This window comes from Arthrobacter sp. UNCCL28 (genome assembly GCF_900102805.1).
Taxonomy (GTDB): domain Bacteria; phylum Actinomycetota; class Actinomycetes; order Actinomycetales; family Micrococcaceae; genus Arthrobacter; species Arthrobacter nicotinovorans_A.
In genome coordinates this window covers 13,086-29,653 of record NZ_FMWE01000004.1, presented here as the reverse complement: position 1 = coordinate 29,653, position 16,568 = coordinate 13,086, and the positions used below count along the sequence as shown (strand labels likewise).

Below are 16,568 nucleotides of genomic sequence, written 5' to 3'. Positions count from 1 at the left end.
CGGCTCACGCTACACCGGCCGTAGTGGGTGCGGACGGAGTGGGGGTGGACAGTTGGCCCGGTGCGGGCGGAGTGGGTGTGGACGGCTGGGTGGGTGCGGACGGTTGGGTGTGTTGCGCCCTGTGTAGGGGCTGCGCCGGCAGTTCCCGGGGTGCCGGAGAGAGCGCCCCGGAGGGCTGGTCGAAGCCCAGATCCGAGCGTCGGGGCTGCTGCGGGCGCACCGCGTACCGGACATCAACGATCGTCTTGTCGTTGACCATGTCCAACTCCTGGATGGTGGCCGAATGCACGGTGCCGTGGAGGACTTCCTCCAACCGGGCGTAGAGCTCGGGCTCGCTATTGATGGCCCTGTCCAGGACCACTGTCTGGTGCCGGTAGGCGGGCAGTACCCGTGGGTTGTCTCCAACGAACATCACCAGGAGGACCAGTGCCATGAGGGCCAAGGTGAGCCAGAGGGGCTCCACGCCGATGCCCGCGATCAGGCCGAGGGCCAGTGCCGAGAAGTAGTAGGCCACCTCGTGCTGGGCCAGTTCCGTGGAGCGGAGCCGGATGATGGAGAGAACACCGAACAAGCCAAGTCCCAGGCCAACGCCGGCAGCCGAACCGGACAAAGCCGTGGCCACTGCCAGGACGCCCACGTTCATGCCCAGGTAGGAGACCACCAGGTCACGGCGTCGGTGGCGGCGCAGGTAGAGGGCCAGCGTCAATATGGTGATGGCGGCCAGGTCTGCCGCGATGAGGATGATGGTATTCATCAGTTGCTCCGGAATCTCTTGGGGGATTGATCTCCACTTTTCCCGGGCATGCTGTGCTGAAACTGTGCCCGGACCAAGGCGGGGATATGTGTTTCGGTGCCATCGGTTTCCGATGCTGCGGTGCGGGCCCTGCGGATGAACAGGAATCGCTGCTGAACGCCGTAGCTGACGCCCAACAAGGCCGCCTCGGTCAGCAATTTGGCCGGCACATCCGGGAGGGCAAGGGAAGTGAGGGTGGCCATGGCGGCGTAGTTGGCCGACAACAGGACAACCACCAGGGCCACATAGCCAGCAGCCGCGGCACGCAACGAGGTGTCTTTGCCGTGCTCAAAGACCAGCCGACGATTCACCAGGAAGTTCACCGAGGCACTGACCAGCCGGGCACCCACAACTGCCAGCAGCAGCGAATCCGTGACGGCGCTCAGCACCAGGAACATCACCGTGTCCACCACGAACGCGGATAACGAGGAGCCCAGGAACTTCAACAGCGGCGCATAGATCCGCAGGGAGTCGGCCACGGGCCTGAAATGCGATCCGGAGTTGTGGTCCAGATAGACAGTGGCGATTTCCACGGACTCGATGCCGTAACCTGCCTGTTTCGCTTCCAGCAGCAGGTTCAGTTCGTATTCGTAGCGTTGGCCACGGACTGTCAGCAGCCAAGGGAGCATGTCGGCCCGGTATCCGCGCAGGCCCGTTTGTGTATCAGCAACCCGTTGCCCTGTTGCCAGCCTGAACAGGCCGCGGGTAACTGTGTTGCCGAACCTGCTGCGGGCCGGGACACTTCCAGCGAAGTTGCGGCATCCAAGGACCATCGCCGCTGTGACATGACGGACACGATCGGCCACGGCCAGGATGTCGGCCACGGCGTGCTGGCCATCGCTGTCCGCGCAGACAACGTCCTGCCCCGGGAACCGTTCGGCTATGAAAGCGAACCCGCTTTTGAGGGCGTGTCCCTTCCCGCCGTTCACGGCGTAACTGAGCACATGGCACCCAAGCCGGGCGGCGTCGTCGAACGTTTGTTGGTAGTCCGGTCCGGAACCGTCGTCCACCACCACCATGGTCAACCAGGGATCGGCCGCTTGGAGGTTGCGGATCAGGGCAGTGAGCTGGTGGTCCGGCTCGTAGGCCGGTATCAGGATGATCATGGCTACTGGGCGATGTAGAGGATGTCGGAGGTGCCACGCTCTTTGTTCTCTCCAAGCGGGTTGTTCACCAGGGAGCCGTTGAAGTACATGGTGGAGGAACCGCCGCCGTCGATGTTGTAAGCGGTGCTGGCGCCGAGGTCCTTCATGATCCCTGCCAGTCCGGTCATGGTCACGCCTGCTGAGTAGCCGGGGCTGCGGCCGTCCACCACCACGAACACCAGATGGTTCTCATCGATGACGCCGACGGCGGTGCGGGGCTGCTCACCCTGGATGGAATGGTTGCCGAAGTTGGTATCAACCTCCACGTCCTCGATCCCGGAGGCGATCTCCCCGTTGTCCAGCAGCGACGGCCCGAACGAGAGCGTGTTCCACACGCCGTCGGCGACGAGTTGCTCAGCGCTGGTGGTGGTCTCGTCATAGACCTTGACGGTCCCGTCCTTGTAGAAAGCCAGGCCCTGCCGTGCGCCCTCATCCCGGTACACCACGCCGTTGCGGATCACGATGCCCGTGTCCCTGAAACCGTAGTAATCGCCGTTGATGGCGAAAATGGCGTTGTGGTCCTGGGCGATCGCGGAGGTGGTTTCGGTGATGTTCTCGCCATAGGTGTCCTCGGCGAACGCCGACTTCAGCGTGGTTGCATCATCAAGCACGACGTCGGCAACGTAGTAGGTGACGGTGTCGTCGCCGCTGCCGGTGGTCACCGTGGAGACGGTGACGCCGGTGTCGCCCGAGGTGTAGGAGGTATCGGTGACCACGGCGGCCGCAGACGACGCATCAGCAGAGGTGGCGTCCTCAGCAGAGGTGGCGTCCGTCGTCGAGCCGTTTGTGGTGGTGCCGGTCTGGCTTGCCTCGTATTCGGAGACGTTGGTGATCTCAGCGTGCGGAACCACGAAGCGGTCCAAAGCCCAGGCTGCGGCACCCCCGGCAGAAAGAGTGACCGCCAGAACGGCGGAGATGACGGCGCGCCGTGTCCGGCCGCCCTTACGGTGTTCAGTCTGTGGAGGAGTCATGCCTCATTTCTACGGAGCAAGGCTACGCAGGAGGTTTGCTCGACTTATGCGTGGGCTGTGAAGGTTCAGAAGCCGCGGCGGTCGGCCTCCCGGGCTGCTTCCTCGATCCGGAACCGATGCGCAGCCCACTCCTCGGAGTTACGCGTGGGAATGTTCGGATCGCCCGGCCTTTGTCCTGCGGAGCCGTCGATGAGCTCCCTGATGATGTCCGCGTGCCCGGCATGCCTGGCGGTTTCAACGCACATGTGGACAAGTATTTGGTGGAGGGTCACGTTCTTCTTCTCCTCCGACCACCAAGGCACAACGCCCGGCGCATCCAAAGGAAGGGACTCGATGGTCTCATCGCTGTGCTTGGCCGAGAAGTGGTGCAGCTCCAGGATCTCCTCCCGGGTCTCGGTAACGGGCACCCACATATCGGAATCAGGCTCGGCGTCCTCCGCCAACCACGGCAGCTCCCTGCCGCTGGGGCGTCCGAACGTCACCCCGAAATAGTCCAGCTCCACGCTGGCCACATGCTTCACCAAGCCCAAAAGGTTGGTTCCCGTGGGAGTCAAGGGCCGCCTGGCGTCGTACTCGCTGAGGTTCTCCACTTTGCCCAGCAGGTCCGCGCGGCGCAGGCGCAAGTAACCGAGCAGCATCGCTTTGTCATCCATGGGGAGCACTCTACCGAAGGGGTGTGACGGTATTGGGGCTCCGCCTCCAGATGGAGGGGCTCCGCCGCGACCGTGGGTTCGTGCTCGACCGTGGGTTCGTGGGAACCCTGCCGGATCGCCGGAACTTACACAGGGCTGGCAGCCTCCCCGGGGACCGCGCACGTTTCCCGCGACTTGGCAGGCCAGCCGAAGGATACGACGCCGGTGCTAGCGCGGGTTTTTGTCGATGACCTTGAGGGTCTTACCTTGGGCATGGGCATGGGGATGGGCAAATAGCGGACTTCGGTGTCATCGCCGGGTTCGCCGGGCTCTCGTGTCACCGCCGGGCTCGCCGCGCTCGCGGGAAGCGCGCAAGGTCGCATGGAAGCCTACGGCCATTTCGCAGCATTCCCGCGAACTCGCTTGTCGCAGCCAGCATGACGATGCCACAGTGAACCATGGCCACAGAAGACGACGTCCGGCGCATCTGCCTGAGCATGCGAGGCGTAACAGAGCGGCCCAGCTGGGGGCAACCCGCATGGTTCGCCAAGACCCTGATGGCACGCATGTGGGAAGAGGGCGTGGGCACGGTGAAGAGCGACGAACGCGAAGCGCTCGCAGCCATGAATCCCGACACGTTCTTCTGGACCCCGCATCATGAGCAGTCACCCCAGCTCATGTTGGTCCGGCTCGAACGAATCGGCACGGACGAGCTCGACGAGTTGCTGCAGGAGTCGTACAGAATCGCCGGCGGCCCGGGCAAACCCAACTGAGTGACAGCAAACGTCCCATTGAAGCGCTCAATGGACCATGTGCTGCGACCCAGTTGGGTGCACGCACGCAGGTTAGACTCGGGCGCATGGGGGATAACAACACACTTGGGGAACAGAACCAACCGAAGCCGGGACGCAAACTGGCAACCGTCGTCGTGCCTTTGCTGGGGCTGGCCGCGGTGATCGTGGGGCTGATCGTGGCGTTCAGCAACCAAAGCACGGACTTTGGCTTCGTTGCCTATGCGCCGTTGAGCGACACGCTCTTCCTGGGCAACGGTGTGACGATGGTGAGCCAAGCCAGTCAGGTGGGGCTCGCTGTGACGGTCCTTGGCCTGCTGATGCTCGCCTTCTGGGCCGGGCTCAGAATCGGTCGACGCGGAACCCACCAAAACAGCTGAGTTCGCCGGACCCGCACCGAAACCGCCGGAAAACGACGAAATCGCCGGAGAGCTCCAGCGAACTGGCAGCTTTCCGGCGATCTCGGCAAACCCAAAGCGAAGACTAGGTGAGCTTCACCTGGCGGTTCATGTCCTTGTACAGCAGGTAACGGAACTCGCCCGGACCGCCCGCGTAGCAAGCCTGCGGGCAGAACGCGCGCAGCCACATGAAGTCGCCGGCCTCCACCTCAACCCAGTCGTTGTTGAGCAAGTACATGGCCTTGCCTTCAAGGACGTACAGGCCGTGCTCCATGACGTGCGTCTCCGGGAAGGGGATCACGCCGCCGGGCTGGAAGGTGACGATGTTGACCTGCATGTCGTGCGCGAGGTCGCTGGAGTCCGTGAAGCGCGTGGTCTTCCAGACGTCGTCGGTGTCCGGCATGGAGGTGGGCTCCACGTCCTTCTCGTTGGTGACGAAGGACTTGGCTTCGAAACCTTCAAGGCGCTCGTACGCCTTGCGGATCCAGTGGAAGGAGACGATGTCGTCGGACACGTTTTCCAGGCCCCACTCGGCACCGGCAGCGAGGTAGGCGTAGCCGCCCTCTTCGAGGTGGTGCAGTTCGCCGTCGAGGGTCAGGTTGACCTGGCCCTTGGTGACGAAGATGACGCCTTCAACGCCGGACTCGAACTCCGCCTTGGGAGCCCCGCCGCCCGGTGCGATCTCCACGATCAGCTGGGAGAACGTGGTGGCGAAGCCGGAGATCGGCCGCGCGATGATCCACGAGCGCGTGTTGGTGAAGCCCGGCAGGTTGCTGGTGACGATGTCCGTCATGACGCCCTTGGGGATCACCGTGTACGCCTCGGTGACGATCGCCCGTTCCGTGGTGAGGTGGGTCTGAGGCGGCAGGCCGCCTTGCGGGTAGTAGTACTTGCCCATGCGAAATGCTCCTATCAGTGGGAAGTCGGTTGTGCGAGCCGCGGGTGCGCCAGTGCGGTCAGCTGTGAAAGTTCGACGCCGGCAAGCGCCTTGACCTCGTCGGTCCCCACTGCGCCGCATTGGACGCCGCGGAGGACGAAGCCGGCAAGGGCGCGGGCGGTGGCGGGCTCGTCCATGACGCCGCCTTCGGTGCGCTCAACATAGTTGCGCAGGCGCAGTGCGGCGGCGGGCAGGCCTTCGCGGTAGAAAGCATACGACGCCGAGAAACGGCTCGGCAGCTGGGCGGCGTGGAGATCCCAGCCTTGGTAGTAGCCGTTTTCCAGGGACCTGCGGACCAGTCGGCCGTGCAGCTTCCAGGCGTCTTCCACGGCATCGCCCACGGGGATGATGTTGGTGGAACCGTCGGACAGGCGAATGCCCGTTCCAGCGACCGCGAGCTGCATGACTTCCTTGGCGAAGTCGGCCACGGGGTGCTCCATGGACTGGTATTCCGCGGAGATCCCCAAGGAGGCGCTGTAGTCGTAGGTCCCGTAGTGCAGGGCGCTGATGCGGCCCGGAACAACGTGGGGGAGCTGGGCAACAGGTGAGGTTCCGTCAGCACCGATGATGAGCTGCGGGGTTTCCACCTGCACTTCAAAGCGGAGCCGGCCGGTGGGAAGTCCGTGGACTTCCTCAAGGCGGGACACTGCGAAGTCCATGGCCTGCACCTGGGCCACCGTGGTGACCTTGGGCAGGGTAAGGATCAGTCCGGCCGGAAGTTCGCCGGCCTGAGCCAACGTGGAGACGAACAGGTCCAGCGTCTTCAGGCCACGGGCGCGAGTGGGGGCTTCGAAGCACTTGAAGCGGATGCCGATAAAGGGGGGAGCTGTCCCGGCCGCAACTGCTGCGGCAACGGCGTTGGCGGCAGCCACGGCGTCGGCGTCTTCTGCCTCATCGCCGCGATCGCCGTAGCCGTCTTCGAAGTCCAGCCGAAGGTCCTCAATCGGTTCAGCAGCCAGCTTGGAAGCTACCCGGGAGGCAACAGCGGCAGCCAGGTCGGGTTCCTGGCCCAACAGCCGGCCCAGCTTTTCCAAGCCGCCGTGGGCTTCCGCCGTCGAAAGCGCCTGGGCGCCCCAGTCCGCCACGAAGGTGGGCGTGAAGCGGTCGGCCGGGATGTAGACGGTGTGGATGGGCTGGCGTGAGCCGTCGTCGCCGGGGTAGTTGCGGTCCAGCAACTGGTCCGTCGCTTCAAGCTGCGACTCGATGTGGGCCAGGTCAGAGGAAGAGAATGAGCCCATCTCAGCCCACCAGCTCGTAGGCGGGAGTGGTGAGGAAGTCCGTGTAATCGTCGGACAAACAAATGTCCTCGATCAGCTTGGAGGCAGGCTCGTAGTACTTCGCGAAGTTCTCGTCGCCGAATTCGATGCGCAGGCGCTCGGTTTCCTCGCCCAGGATGCGGGTAACCAGTTCGCGGGTCACGGTGTTGCCCGTGTCCGCCAGGACGGACTTGTTGCGCAGTTGCTGCCACACCTGTGAACGGGAGATCTCCGCGGTTGCGGCGTCTTCCATGAGGTTGTGGATGGCAACCGCGCCGCTGCCGGAAATCCAGACGCCCGTATAGGCGACGGCGACGTACAGGTTCAGCCGCAGGCCGGCTTCGGTGACGGTGCCGCCGGCGGAGGCGACGTCGATCAGCTGCTCCGCGGTGACGTTCACCTCGGGGCGTTGCTTGTCCAGCTGATTCTTTTTCCCGCCGTTGGCAGGGTCACCCAGCACGGTGTCGAAGACTTCGCGGCAGGTGGGAACCAGGTCCGGGTGGGCAACCCAGGAGCCGTCGAAGCCATCGTTTGCCTCGCGGGTCTTGTCGGCGCGGACCTTGTCGAAGGCTGCTGCGGTGACGTCCGGCTGCTTGCGGTTGGGGATGACGGCGGCCATGCCACCCATGGCGAAGGCGCCGCGCTTGTGGCAGGTCTTGACCAGGAGTTCGGTGTAGGCGCGCATGAATGGAGCCGTCATGGCAACGGTGGCGCGGTCCGGGAGGACGAACTCTTCGCCGGCATCACGGAAGTACTTGATGATGCTGAAGAGGTAATCCCAACGGCCGGCGTTCAGGCCCGAGGCGTGATCGCGCAGTTCGTAGAGGATCTCGTCCATCTCGAAGGCTGCGGGGATGGTCTCAATGAGGACCGTGGCGCGGACGCTGCCCTGCGGAATGCCGAGGAAGTCCTGGGCGAAGACAAAGACGTCGTTCCAGAGGCGGGCCTCCAGGTGGCTCTCCATCTTGGGCAGGTAGTAGTACGGGCCCTGACCGTTCAAGAGCAGCTGCTTGGCAATGTGGAAGAAGTGCAAGCCGAAGTCCACCAAGGCACCCACGGCGGGTACGCCGTCGATCAGCAGGTGGTTCTCCTCCATGTGCCAGCCGCGGGGGCGGGCCACCACAACGGCCAGGGGAGCGTCGGTGCGCAGGCGGTATTCCTTACCCTCGGGCGAGGTGTAGGCCAGGGTTCCCTGGGCAGCGTCGCGGAGGTTGAGGATGGCATCGATGACGTTGGGCCACGTGGGGGTGCTGGCGTCTTCGAGGTCCGCGAGCCACACCTTGGCGCCGGAGTTCAGGGCATTGATGGCCATCTTGGCCGGGGTTGCCGGGCCGGTCATCTCAACCCGGCGGTCCTGCAAAGCTGCCGGTGCCTCGGCGACCTTCCAGTCGCCGTCGCGGATTTCCTTGGTCTCCGGGAGGAAGTCCAGGCGGCTGGTGTCGGCAACCTTCTGGCGCTTGACGCCACGCGCCTTGAGGAGCTCGTTGCGGGTGCCGGCGAAGCGCTTGTGCAGTTCTTCGAGGAAGGCCAATGCCTTGGGGGTAAGGATTTCCTCGGCGCGATCGATCGGCCGGGGATCGGTGACTGTGATAGCCATGTGAGCGGATTCCTTTTTCTAGAGTGCGCTGGCGGCGTTGGCGTGCGCAGCATTGGCTACGGCGGTCGCAACGTCGGCGGCAACATGGGGATCGAAGACGCTGGGGATAATGTAACTCGCGTTGAGCTCATCGTCAGCCACCCGGTTGGCAATCGCCTCGGCGGCGGCCACCAGCATGTTCGGGGTGATGTCTGAGGCCCCGGCGTCCAGCAGCCCGCGGAAGAAGCCGGGGAAGGCCAGCACGTTGTTGATTTGGTTCGGGAAGTCGCTGCGGCCGGTGGCCACCACGGCTGCGTGCTTGGACGCAACTACGGGGTCGATCTCCGGCGTCGGGTTGGCCATGGCGAACACGATCGAGTCTTCGGCCATGGAAGCAACCTGCTCTTCGCCGATCACGTGCGGGGCGGAGACGCCGATGAAGACATCCGCACCCTTGAGGGCGTCGTGCAGGGTTCCGGAGAAGCCTTCTTCGTTGGTGTTCGCTGCGATCCAGCTGCGGTGTTCGTCGCCGTATTCCTCACCGGAGTGGATGGCGCCGGAGCGGCCTGCGGCGATGATGTGCTGCGCGCCCTGGGCCTTGAGGAGCTGGATGATGGCCGAGCCGGCAGCGCCGACGCCCGAAACCACGATCTTGACCTCGGAGAGCTTCTTGTCCACAACACGGAGGGCATTGACCAGGGCCGCGAGCGTGACGATCGCGGTGCCGTGCTGGTCATCGTGGAACACCGGGATGTCCAGCTCTTCGCGCAGGCGGTTCTCGATTTCGAAGCAGCGCGGCGCGGCGATGTCTTCGAGGTTGATGCCACCGTAGACCGGTGCCATGGCCTTGGCGATCATGATGATCTCTTCGGTGTCCTGGGTGTCCAGGCAGACCGGCCAGGCATCCACATTGGCGAACTGCTTGAACAGCGCAGCCTTGCCTTCCATGACGGGAAGGGCGGCGGCTGGGCCGATGTTGCCCAGGCCCAGAACGGCCGAACCGTCAGTGAGGACGGCGATGGTGTTGCGCTTGACCGTCAGGTTGCGGGCAGCGGCCGGGTCTTCCGCAATGGCCATGCAAACACGGGCGACGCCGGGAGTGTAGGCACGGGAGAGATCGTCGCGGTTGCGCAGGGCTACTTTGGGGACGACCTCGAGCTTGCCGCCAAGGTGCATGAGGAAGGTGCGGTCCGAAACGTGCTGGACGGTGACGCCGTCGAGCGCGTTCAGGGCATCCTTCACGCGGGCTGCGTGGTCGTCGTCGGTGGTGTTGCAGGTGACGTCAACAACGATCGTCTCGTGGTGGGATTCCGTGACGTCCAGCGCGGTGATCGCTGCACCGGCTGCGCCGACGGCTGCTGCCAGTTCGCTGGTAGCGGTGAAGCTCGACGGTGCGGCGACGCGCAGGGTGATCGAGTTTCCGGGGCTCGGATTCGCCATTGAAATTCCTCCTGTAAGGCCCGTTCCCGGGCCGCCGTTCCAAACTGAATGTTTTCGTATTATGGATATTATTATCTACAAAGTGGAAACACAACCCCCAGCTTGGTCATGATCGGTGTCATCGCGCAGCTTGGCCCTGTGCTGTATGTTGGGTGTTCTAAGCAATTCTTTTCACGATGCGGATAAGAGTTGTCGGAATCTGAGTCATTGGAGACAAGGGAATGGCTGAAAAAGCCTCCGGAGGCGTGCAGTCCGTTGAGCGCGTCTTTGAACTGCTGGAACTGATCACGGATGCGGGCGGCGACGTCACACTGAGCGAGCTCTCGTCATCCACTGACCTCCCCCTGCCCACCATCCACCGTCTTTTGCGGACCTTGGTGTCCCTTGGCTACATCCGCCAGCTGCCCAACCGCCGCTACGCCCTGGGCCCCCGGCTCATCCGGCTCGGCGAAGGCGCCAGCAAGCAACTCGGTGCCGTGGCACGCCCGCAGCTGAAGACCTTGGTGGAACGCCTCGGTGAAACTTCCAACATGGCTGTGTTGGATTCCGACATGGTCATCTACGTGGCCCAGGTCCCCTCCATGCACTCCATGCGCATGTTCACCGAGGTTGGCCGCCGCGCCCACACGCACGACACCGGCGTGGGCAAAGCCATCCTCGCCCAGCTGGAAGACGAAGTTGTCCGCGGCATCGTGGCCCGCACCGGCATGCCCACACCCACGGCCAAGAGCATCGGCGACATCGACTCCCTGCTCGCGGACCTGGCGTTGATCCGTGAGCGTGGCTACTCCATTGATGAGGAAGAGCAGGAGCTCGGCGTCCGCTGCTTCGCCATGGCCGTGCCCAACGCACCCACGCCTACCGCGATCTCCGTCTCCGGCCCGATCACCCGTGTTGACCAGAGCTTCGCCGACCGCGCCGTGCCCATGCTGCGCGAGGCCGCCATGGCGATCTCCGCGGAGCTCAACCAGAACTAGGCTGTACCACCCGCGCCCCCTGCGCGAGATGGCAAAAGATGGCAATGTTTCCCCAAAACATTGCCATCTTTTGTTATCTGGGAGTGGGTTTTGAGCCGGCGGTCCTCGTCAGCGTGGAGTTCCCCACGGGCGGATGCGCAGGCCGTTTCGCGCCGAGGTGCGGCTTCCCGCACCACACCTTAAGCTCGACGGCGGTGGTCACCCGGGTCGGTCGGCTCATGCGGGTCAACTCCGACGGCGGTGATCGCCCGGATCGGTCGGCTCACCCGGGTCAAGGTCGACGGCGGTGGTCGCCCGGGCGGGGCGGCTCACGCGGGTCAACTTCGACGGCGGTGGTCACCCAAGTCAACTGCGGCGGCCCGCGCAGGTGGGCACCAACCAAGGTGAGGGCCGCCGCAGAGGCCGGTGCCGGCGTCGTACGTTTCATCCAAGCCGACAAAAGGCGGCAACGTCCCCCAAGGAAACGTTGCCGCCTGCTGTCGCTGCGGAGGTGCTAGTGCTCTGACGCGCTGGAGGTCTTGAGCGGGACTTCGTTGCCGTCGGCGTCGATCAGCTTGCCGTTCTCGAACCGGTCGTCCTCGCTGAGGCACTTGATGTCCTCTTCGCTGACGATCCTGTCCGTGCCCGCGACGAACACCGACTGGTTGTCCGAGTTGCCGGCCTTGAAGTGGTTGAAGAGGATGTTCAGCAAAATGGCCATGACCGCGGCCGAGCTGATGCCGGAGTGGAAGATCGTGGCGAACCAGGACGGGAACTGGTCGTAGAACTTCGGGGCGGCAATCGGGATCATGCCGAAGCCGATCGACGCCGCCACAATGATGAGGTTCATGTTGTTCTTGTACTCGACCTTGGCCAGGGTACGGATACCACTGGCTGCCACGGTACCGAAGAGAACGACGCCGGCGCCGCCCAGGACGGGGGTCGGAACCGCTGCCACAACCCGGCCCAGAATCGGCAGGAGGCCCAGGATCACCAGGATCAGGCCGCCGGCGCTGACGACGAAGCGGCTCTTGATGCCAGTGATGGCAACGAGGCCAACGTTCTGGGCGAAGGCGCTCTGCGTGAAGGAGTTGAACAGCGGGGAGATGGCGCTGGAGAGCATATCTGCGCGAAGGCCGTCGCCGATGCGGCGTGAATCAACCTTGGTGTCTACGATCTCGCCCACTGCGATGATGTCTGCCGAAGTCTCTGTCAGGGTCACCAGGATGACGATGAGCATGGAGATGATCGCGGCGATTTCGAAGGTGGGAGCACCGAAGGCGAACGGCGTGGGGAATGCGACGATGTCGCCCTGGCCAACCTTGGAGAAGTCAGCCATGCCGGCCACCAGGGCAATGATGGTGCCGATAACCATGGCCAGCAGGATGGAGAGCCGGGAGATGGCGGCGTTGCCAACCTTGCTCAGGAGAAGGACGATGCCCATGGTTGCTGCTGCCAGGCCGATGTTGGCCATGCTGCCGTAGTTATCTGCCTTGGCGTTGCCGCCCATGGCCCAGTTGGCGGCCACCGGCATCAGCGTCAGGCCGATGGTGGTGATCACTGTTCCTGTGACCACTGGCGGGAAGAACTTGATGATCTTGGAGAACAGGGGAGTGATCGCCAGGCCAATCAGCGAGGCCACAATGACTGAGCCGAACACCGCCTGGATCCCGCCGCCGCCTTGGACGATCGCCACCATGGTGGAAACGCCCGCGAACGACACGCCCTGGACCAGTGGCAACTGCGAGCCGAAGAACGGTATGCCCACGGTCTGCAGGATGGTGGCCAGGCCGCCAACGAACAAACAGGCGGCAATGAGGAGGCCGATGTCCTGGGAGGACATGCCGGCCGCTGCGCCGATGATCAGCGGCGGGGCAATGATTCCGCCGTACATGGTCAGGACGTGCTGGAAGCCGTAGGCGAAGGTGCTGCCAATGGAAAGGCGCTTGTCCTCCGGGCGCTCGGACTGATGTTTCTGCGAAGAGGTGGTATTCGCGGGGCGGGACTTCTTCTTGATGTTCATGGCAGACTTTCTGGGTTCATGGCAGACGTCTTCGTCTGGCTAACTGTGTCTGGCTAACAAAATCTTGTGGTTTTGGGGTTGGCTGTGTGCAGGTCCGGCCGTCACGGGGCGCCGTTGGGAGGGACCTGCACACAAACCCGTTGTTGGTGCGGTTTGTTGCGGGGTTACTGCGGGTTGGTGCGGTGTTTCTGCGGGTTTAGCAGAAGCCGGCGATGCCGCTCCACGCAACCGGTGCAGCCTCGATGTCCTCGCGCTGGACCGTGGCTTCGATCAGGCCGTACGGGCGGTCAGCCGCGAAGAAGACCTCGTTGGGGTTGTCCAGGCCGAACGGGCTCAGGTCAACCAGGAAGTGGTGCTTGTTGGGCATGGAGAACTTGATCTCGTCCACTTCGCTGTGTGCTTCCAGGACCTTCTTGCCCATGTCGAACAGCGTCTGCTGCAGGGCGTGGGAGTAGTTCTCGGTGAAGCCTTCAAGCAGGAGGGCCTTGATGTCCTCGTAGCTCTTGTTGAAGTCCGTGCCGGCGAAGTCCAGGTTGGTGTTGTAGCGCCAGCGGGCGGAAACGTCGGTGGCCAGGATGCGGTCCGTGGTCTCCGGCAGGGTGGTGTACTTGTCGCGCGGGTAGCCGACAAAGCCGGACTGCGTGGTCTTCAGGACGGTCAGGTCCTTGAGGCCGCTGATGAGGTGCGTGGTTGCGCCATCACGGACGACGACGGCGGTACGCACCTCTTGTCCGTTGCGGACGAAGCTGTGGTCATGTCCCTCGCCGTGGGCCTGGATACGATCCCAGCTGTAGGCTTCGGCTTCCCAGCGTCCGCCGGTGACCCAGTCGAATCCACCGGTGAAGTGGTCTGCGAGGCGCAGGAGGAAGGACTCGGGGGAGCCGATGCCTTCACGGGCGAACGCGTAGACCGTGTTCTTCTGGGTGTCGGTGGCAACGACGTGGCCGTTGTCGCCCTGGAGGTGTGCGGCCTGGAAGTCGCCACGCAGCTGCGAGGTGACGTTCAGGTCTTCGATGTGGTGGCGGTCCGTATCCCGAGTGACCTTGACGACGCGGACTTCTGCTTTGCCGTACTGGTTTTCGCCGAGGACGATGTTGTTGCTCATGGTCATATCCCAACTTCTGTGAGGTGGAACCTACGTTCCATCAATGAAATTAAGCGCGTGTTTCCACCGCGTTTCTGGTGGAGCTGACCCAACAAAAAAGAGCCAGCATCCATGGATGCCAGCTCATTACGACCCTGCCTGCTGCTCTCAGGTTACGTGACCTACGCCACGAACTCATTCGAGAGTAGCGCATGATTTCGGCCTGTGTATATGGGTTGCCAAGGATCGTTATGAACCAGCCAAATGTGACCGGGGCAACTTGGTTGGGGTGTCCGTGGGTCTTGACGGCTGCTTTCGCCGCTGCCTACACTTTCCACATAACAATAAAAGATTTCCGAAGAGCGGAAACTGTGTGCATAAGAAAGAGGAGGAACAGATGGACTCGAAGGATACGAACAACGTCGTGGAATTCCCGGCGCCGGGCCAGGAGCTGTACTTGCCCTTCGGTGCAACAGATCCGGACTTCTACATTCCGGCCGACTGTGATCGCAAAGCCGGCGGGTTCTCCCGTTGGCTGCGCGCACTCCCGGTGTTCGGTCGGCAGCGCCCCTAGGATCTTTCCTGCATCCAAGGGTGTGCGGACTCTGCGCAACAGAGCCAACGAGGCGGGCGATACCTGGGGAGGTGTCGCCCGCTTTTCCGTGCTTTCTTCCTCCTGCGCCCCGCCCTGTATGCTGTGGCCGCCCGTTTCGATGCTTCGCTGCGGGGTGTGCCGTGCGCCCGGCATGGTGTGCAGCGAACCCCCGTGTTGGCGGACCGGGGCGCCCCAGCCCTGCCGCCCGTTTGTTGCCCGGCCGTTTGCCCGGCTGCCGTTTCGATGGCTTGCTGCGGGGTGTGCCGTGCGCGTGGCATGGTGTGCAGCGAACCCCCGGATTGGTGGGCCGCGTCGCCGCAGCTCTGCCCGGTCGTTTGCTGCCCGGCCATTGCCGGCTGCCGTTTCGATGCTTCGCTGCGGGGTGTGCCGTGCGCCCGGCATGGTGTGCAGTAAACCCCCGGATTGGCGGGCCATGGCGCCGCAGCCCTGCCCGAGTCAGCCGCATCCCTCACCCGGAGCCTCTACGGAACGCCCTGGCTCGTGGTGCGCAGAACCCCAAGCACGGTTGCTTTGAACTCCTGTTCCTGAAATAGATGCTTCCACTGGACCCGGATGAATTTCCAGCCCTGCGCCATGAGGGCCTTTTCACGCTGTCGTTCCTTGTAGATGACCTCGTCGGTGGGCGCGTATTCGAAGTACTTCACCTTCCCGTCGAACTCCAGGGCAACTTTCTTCTCCCGCCACGCAAAGTCCAGCCGATGACGACCCTCGACGGAAGACACCTCCACCTGCAGCTCGGGAAGTTCGATGCGTAGCCGTTGGAGAAGTTCACGGCTCAGCGTTTCGCCCGGTGATTCTGACCTGGCATCGGCGTTTTCCAAGGCCCTCCGGAGAGTCCGGACTCCGCTGCGTCCGACCATCGATGCGCACATTTGCTGCATCTTCGCCGCGTCGGCACCCTTTCTGAGCGCGTGATCCATCAGCACCAGGGCCTGTTTGTAGTTCAGCAGCCGGCAGCAGTCCACCACCGTTTGTTCCAACGGGGTGCACGGCATGCCCTGGATGAAAGCAATTGCACCCGTCAGGTTCAGCCGGCGGGTATGCGCAACTACGTCCCCGCCGTGAGAAGTGGAAGACGCTGTGGTTTCCGTAGTGATGTGGACCTTGTCATCGACGTCCCATAGAAACAATCCGTGAAGGCGCGCAGCCGAGGTGTGGCTGTAAACCGAGCCGCCGGCCGACGTCGTAAGAGTCCCGTGTGCGTGCGCGGCAACGAGCTGCAGACTGCGGATCCACGGTTTCTGGGGCGTCCACGTGCTGCCTCTGATATAGCAACCGCGGCGTAGCCGTACCAGCTCCCCGGAGCGGACCAGCGCAGCAATTCGTCGATCGTGGATCCCCGCTTCGTGCAGTTCGCTGGTCCGCCACAAGTCCATTCCCGGGGGCAGCTGGGCACCGATTCTTTTCGTCATGAGTCAAGCGTCGAAGGTACAGGAGAGTCGGCACAGGGGAGGGTTGGCGTATGTGGAGAACCGGCGTCGATGGTTCCCTGCCGAACGTGCCGTGCGCGCGGCACCCTGATCAGGGAACCCTCGAAGTGGGCGGCGTGGCGGATTTCGACTTACCGTATGCTGGGCCGACGACCACCTACGGGTACCTCAAGGTCGTGGCGGCCCTGACCGGACACGGGCCGCAAACTCCCGCTCGACCGGGCCGTCTACAGGCGGCATGCGGCAATGATCGGGAATCCGACGCGCATCGCCGCGCCGTGCCGGGCGATGTCCCGGCTGAAACCCTGCCAAGGCAGGTGGCGAAAGAGCCGGCTGGGGAGACGGCATCGAGGCAGCTTCACTGCGGCTGCAACTCAAAGGAATGCAAGTCATGAAACTCAAGGTCTCAATTTTCGTGGCGGTGATGGCGTTGGCTCTTTCCGGGTGCACAACTCCTGAGCCACAGCCAACACCAAGTGCCACTGCGACTTCGACGGCGACGCCGACTGAAACTGCGACG

Annotated in this window: 15 protein-coding genes; 4 read left to right on the top strand and 11 right to left on the bottom strand. The window is 63.5% G+C overall.

Annotated elements, in window-relative coordinates:
* Positions 1-4 precede the first annotated feature (4 nt).
* The 4 genes from BLQ01_RS12450 to BLQ01_RS12435 all read right to left on the bottom strand — a co-directional run bounded on the left by BLQ01_RS12450 (position 5) and on the right by BLQ01_RS12435 (position 3,562).
* The gene (locus BLQ01_RS12450; protein WP_091552038.1) at positions 5-754 is read right to left on the bottom strand and encodes a DUF4956 domain-containing protein; all 750 of its coding nucleotides are present in this window, start codon (positions 752-754) and stop codon (positions 5-7) included.
* Positions 754-1,899, bottom strand: coding sequence for a bifunctional glycosyltransferase family 2/GtrA family protein (locus BLQ01_RS12445; protein ID WP_091552037.1), 1,146 nt, complete (start codon positions 1,897-1,899; stop codon positions 754-756). Before BLQ01_RS12445 ends, BLQ01_RS12450 begins: the two co-directional genes overlap by 1 nt.
* A gap of 2 nt (positions 1,900-1,901) precedes the next feature.
* Positions 1,902-2,909, bottom strand: coding sequence for a phosphodiester glycosidase family protein (locus BLQ01_RS12440; RefSeq protein WP_091552035.1), 1,008 nt, complete (start codon positions 2,907-2,909; stop codon positions 1,902-1,904).
* A gap of 65 nt (positions 2,910-2,974) precedes the next feature.
* Positions 2,975-3,562, bottom strand: coding sequence for a DinB family protein (locus tag BLQ01_RS12435; protein WP_091552034.1), 588 nt, complete (start codon positions 3,560-3,562; stop codon positions 2,975-2,977).
* A gap of 437 nt (positions 3,563-3,999) precedes the next feature.
* Here BLQ01_RS12435 and BLQ01_RS12425 point away from each other — a divergent pair, with 437 nt between their 5' ends.
* Positions 4,000-4,314, top strand: coding sequence for an MmcQ/YjbR family DNA-binding protein (locus tag BLQ01_RS12425; RefSeq protein WP_091552032.1), 315 nt, complete (start codon positions 4,000-4,002; stop codon positions 4,312-4,314).
* A gap of 86 nt (positions 4,315-4,400) precedes the next feature.
* Positions 4,401-4,712 (top strand): hypothetical protein, encoded by a 312-nt coding sequence (locus BLQ01_RS12420; protein WP_026541939.1) that lies wholly within the window; start codon positions 4,401-4,403, stop codon positions 4,710-4,712.
* A gap of 103 nt (positions 4,713-4,815) precedes the next feature.
* On the opposite strand, the gene BLQ01_RS12415 is transcribed toward BLQ01_RS12420, so the two are convergent.
* The 4 genes from BLQ01_RS12415 to BLQ01_RS12400 are packed head-to-tail and all read right to left on the bottom strand — an operon-like array spanning position 4,816 to position 9,939.
* Positions 4,816-5,628, bottom strand: coding sequence for a bifunctional allantoicase/(S)-ureidoglycine aminohydrolase (locus BLQ01_RS12415; protein WP_091552030.1), 813 nt, complete (start codon positions 5,626-5,628; stop codon positions 4,816-4,818).
* Positions 5,629-5,642: 14 nt separating this feature from the next.
* Entirely contained in the window at positions 5,643-6,905 is a 1,263-nt protein-coding gene (locus tag BLQ01_RS12410) for a DUF6986 family protein (RefSeq protein ID WP_091552029.1), read from the bottom strand.
* Between the two features lies 1 nt (position 6,906).
* Positions 6,907-8,520 carry a malate synthase A gene (gene aceB / locus BLQ01_RS12405; protein WP_091552027.1) on the bottom strand — a complete coding sequence of 538 codons (1,614 nt, stop codon included), beginning with the start codon at positions 8,518-8,520 and terminating at the stop codon, positions 6,907-6,909.
* A gap of 18 nt (positions 8,521-8,538) precedes the next feature.
* Positions 8,539-9,939 (bottom strand): NAD-dependent malic enzyme, encoded by a 1,401-nt coding sequence (locus tag BLQ01_RS12400; protein ID WP_091552026.1) that lies wholly within the window; start codon positions 9,937-9,939, stop codon positions 8,539-8,541.
* 221 nt (positions 9,940-10,160) lie between these two features.
* Between BLQ01_RS12400 and BLQ01_RS12395 the strand changes: the two genes are divergently transcribed.
* Complete coding sequence (locus BLQ01_RS12395; protein WP_091552024.1) at positions 10,161-10,916, top strand: IclR family transcriptional regulator; 756 nt, start codon at positions 10,161-10,163, stop codon at positions 10,914-10,916.
* 493 nt (positions 10,917-11,409) lie between these two features.
* On the opposite strand, the gene BLQ01_RS12390 is transcribed toward BLQ01_RS12395, so the two are convergent.
* Positions 11,410-12,918 carry a nucleobase:cation symporter-2 family protein gene (locus BLQ01_RS12390; protein WP_091552022.1) on the bottom strand — a complete coding sequence of 503 codons (1,509 nt, stop codon included), beginning with the start codon at positions 12,916-12,918 and terminating at the stop codon, positions 11,410-11,412.
* Positions 12,919-13,114: 196 nt separating this feature from the next.
* Positions 13,115-14,029: a factor-independent urate hydroxylase gene (pucL, locus tag BLQ01_RS12385; protein WP_026541933.1), complete on the bottom strand. Its 915-nt coding sequence runs from the start codon at positions 14,027-14,029 to the stop codon at positions 13,115-13,117.
* Between the two features lie 370 nt (positions 14,030-14,399).
* Here pucL and BLQ01_RS22355 point away from each other — a divergent pair, with 370 nt between their 5' ends.
* A complete protein-coding gene (locus BLQ01_RS22355; RefSeq protein ID WP_014922716.1) occupies positions 14,400-14,576 on the top strand; it encodes a hypothetical protein in 177 nt (58 codons plus the stop codon).
* A gap of 503 nt (positions 14,577-15,079) precedes the next feature.
* Here the strand turns inward: BLQ01_RS22355 and BLQ01_RS12380 are convergent.
* Complete coding sequence (locus BLQ01_RS12380) at positions 15,080-16,030, bottom strand: type IV toxin-antitoxin system AbiEi family antitoxin domain-containing protein (RefSeq protein WP_091552021.1); 951 nt, start codon at positions 16,028-16,030, stop codon at positions 15,080-15,082.
* Positions 16,031-16,568 lie beyond the last annotated feature (538 nt).